The sequence below is a fragment of the Pseudomonas inefficax genome (genome assembly GCF_900277125.1).
Taxonomy (GTDB): Bacteria; Pseudomonadota; Gammaproteobacteria; order Pseudomonadales; family Pseudomonadaceae; genus Aquipseudomonas; species Aquipseudomonas inefficax.
In genome coordinates this window covers 1-2669 of sequence record NZ_OPYN01000068.1, presented here as the reverse complement: position 1 = coordinate 2669, position 2669 = coordinate 1, and the positions used below count along the sequence as shown (strand labels likewise).

General features: G+C 61.7%; 4 protein-coding genes and 1 pseudogene. 4 read left to right on the top strand and 1 reads right to left on the bottom strand.

Translation table 11 applies throughout. The annotated features are described in order from the left end of the window. The 4 genes and pseudogenes from JV551A3_RS07385 to JV551A3_RS07370 all read left to right on the top strand — a co-directional run. Window positions 1-289: pseudogene (locus JV551A3_RS07385) on the top strand (glycerol-3-phosphate 1-O-acyltransferase PlsB); the annotation flags it as partial. A gap of 80 nt (window positions 290-369) precedes the next feature. Continuing rightward, window positions 370-729, top strand: a complete 360-nt coding sequence (locus tag JV551A3_RS07380; protein WP_133978478.1) for a YbaY family lipoprotein — start codon at window positions 370-372, stop codon at window positions 727-729. A gap of 185 nt (window positions 730-914) precedes the next feature. Further along, window positions 915-1313, top strand: coding sequence for a YbaY family lipoprotein (locus JV551A3_RS07375; protein WP_046616128.1), 399 nt, complete (start codon window positions 915-917; stop codon window positions 1311-1313). 33 nt (window positions 1314-1346) lie between these two features. Further along, window positions 1347-2036 carry a DUF4197 domain-containing protein gene (locus JV551A3_RS07370; RefSeq protein WP_133978476.1) on the top strand — a complete coding sequence of 230 codons (690 nt, stop codon included), beginning with the start codon at window positions 1347-1349 and terminating at the stop codon, window positions 2034-2036. 331 nt (window positions 2037-2367) lie between these two features. On the opposite strand, the gene JV551A3_RS07365 is transcribed toward JV551A3_RS07370, so the two are convergent. Next, window positions 2368-2669, bottom strand: a 302-nt coding sequence (locus JV551A3_RS07365) for an efflux RND transporter permease subunit (RefSeq protein WP_133978474.1), incomplete at its 5' end; no start/stop codon positions are given.

Here is a 2669-nt window from a genome sequence, read left to right as displayed (position 1 = left end):
CGCCGAAGAACTGGAAGACCTGTGCGTGATGATGGCCCAGCGCCTGTCGATCCTGCACGGCCTGAACGCCCCGGAGTTCTTCGACAAGACGCTGTTCCGCCATTTCATCCAGACCTTGCTCGAGCAAGGTGTGCTGCACGCTGACGCGCAAGGCAAGCTGGGTTATCACGACAAGCTCGGCGAGTTGGCAGAAGGCGTGGCCAAGCGCGTGTTGTCGGCCGAGCTGCGCCTGTCGATCCGCCAGGTGGCCTTGCACCGTGACGAGCCGGCGGACTTGGTGCAAGGGTAGGCTTTCAGTCTGCTCGCGCCGCTTGAGAGGGGGGAGTATCGATGTGCTGCATTTGCACACCCCTCTCAAGGAGCTCTGAAATGACGCTAATCAAATCATTCAACGTTGAAATCGTTTCTTCTGGCGATAACACCCTTCCGCCGTCCGGGCTGGTCAAGTTGAGCCTGATCGATGTCTCTATAGCAGATGCACCGGCCATCAGCCTTGCCGAGCTGCGCCTGCGCTGTGGCGGCCTGATGCCGATCAATCTGCCGTTGACTTTTGACAGCAGCCTGATCGATCCACGCCGTAGCTATGCCCTCGCCGTGCGCATCGAAAAAGATGATCGCCTGTACTACATCAACACCAGCCGTCACTCGATCGAGCCAGGCACAGTGTCCGGTACCCAACGTGTGACGGTCGACCAGATTGCTAGCGGCCCAGGCCAGCTTTCCCTGTGACCCCGTCCGCACCAGCGACTAATGGATGCAATCACTTTGTGGTAGCCGCGCCGCAACTGAATATCTGCGTTCCTCTTCGTCCGCTCTATTCCCTCAATCGCATCTACATCAAGGACCCGCCAGAAGAAATCCGCTAAAGTCCCTGGGGTTGGCCACAAGCCAACGCCAAGGACTTCGGAGATACCATGAAAAAGCTCTTTATGCTGTGTTGCGCATCCCTGCTCGCAGCCTGTTCCAGCCATACCCCGTCCAACCAGGCCAGCCTGGATGGCGAAGTCTTCTACCTGCAGCGCAGCGCCCTGCCACCGGCCGCCACCCTCAGCGTGGAATTGCAGGACGTCTCGCTGATGGACGCCCCGGCGGTTACCCTGGCCCGCCAGGCTGGCCCGGTCAAAGGCAATGTACCGCTGCCGTTCCACCTCACCTACGACCCGGCCCAGGTCAAGCCCGGCCACCGCTATGCGGTAAGCGCGCGCATCGAGCTGGACGGCAAGCTGCTGTTCATCAACACCGAACACCACGGCGTCATGCTCGATGGCAGTGACCCACAGCCCGTGCGGATCAAGGTCGATCCAGTCCGCTGATACCCGTATTCATCTGCTTACAAGGAAAGCTTCATGATCCGCACTTCCCTGCGTTTCACCACCCTGTGCGCCGGCCTGCTGCTGTCGGCCACTGCCCTGGCCCTGTCGCTGGGCGACCTGACCCAGAAAGACGCCACCGGCGGCCTGAAGGATGCCCTGACCCAAGGCGCACAACTGGCCGTCAAGCAGCTGAGCACCCCAGGCGGCTTCAGCAACAACCCGGACGTGCGTATCGAACTGCCAGGCAACCTGGGCAAGGCCGCCAAGGCGATGAAGATGTTCGGCAAGGGTGAACAGGTCGAAGCCCTGGAAACCAGCATGAACAAGGCCGCCGAGGCTGCCGTACCGCAGGCTCAGGCGATCCTGGTGGATGCCGTGAAGAACATGAGCGTGACCGATGCCAAGGGCATTCTCGGCGGCGGTGACGACTCGGCCACCCAGTACCTGAACAAGAGCAGCCGCGAGCAGATCCGCGCCAAGTTCCTGCCGATCGTCAAGCAGGCTACCGACAAGGTTGGCTTGGCCCAGCAGTACAACAACTTTGCCGGCCAGGCCGTGGCGTTGGGTGTGGTCGACGCCAAGAGCGCCAGCATCGAGAACTACGTGACTGAAAAGGCGCTGGATGGCCTGTTCGAGATGATTGCCAAGCAGGAGCAGAGCATCCGCCAGAACCCGGCTGAAGCGGCTACCAGCCTGGCCAAGAAGGTCTTCGGCGCCCTCTGATGGGGCCCTGGGGCTGCTTTGCAGCCCATCGACGCGGTTCGTCGCTACGACAAGCCAGTTGCTCCCACCTCGACCACACCGGCCTCAAGCCATGTGCAAATACCTGTAGGAGCGGCCTTGTGTCGCGATGGGGCGCGTAGCGGCCCCAGGTTTTCAGCTTCGCAGCAAAGATTGCCGGGGCCGCTGCGCGGCCCATCGCGACACAAGGCCGCTCCTACAAGGGCCAGTGCTGGCTTGAAGAGATATCCAAGACAGTTACCTCGAGCCATGTGCAGTACCTGTGGGAGCTGGCTTGCCGGCGATTGGAGGGCAAAGCCCTCCCCTGCGGTCCTCAGCCCTTCTTTACCCTGAACCACGCCGCATACAACGCCGGCAGGAACAGCAAGGTCAGCACCGTGGCCACGATCAAACCACCCATGATCGCCACCGCCATCGGCCCGTAGAACACGCTACGCGACAACGGAATCATCGCCAGCACCGCCGCCAGTGCAGTCAGCACGATTGGGCGGAACCGCCGCACCGTGGCTTCGATGATCGCCTGCCAGCGCTCCAGCCCCGCCGCGATGTCCTGCTCGATCTGGTCCACCAGGATCACCGAATTGCGCATGATCATCCCCGCCAGGGCAATGGTGC

Coding starts and splice junctions, on each gene's coding strand:
- JV551A3_RS07370 (WP_133978476.1), top strand. CDS start 1,347: ATGATCCGCACTTCCCTGCGTTTCACCACCCTGTGCGCCGGCCTGCTG.
- JV551A3_RS07375 (WP_046616128.1), top strand. CDS start 915: ATGAAAAAGCTCTTTATGCTGTGTTGCGCATCCCTGCTCGCAGCCTGT.
- JV551A3_RS07380 (WP_133978478.1), top strand. CDS start 370: ATGACGCTAATCAAATCATTCAACGTTGAAATCGTTTCTTCTGGCGAT.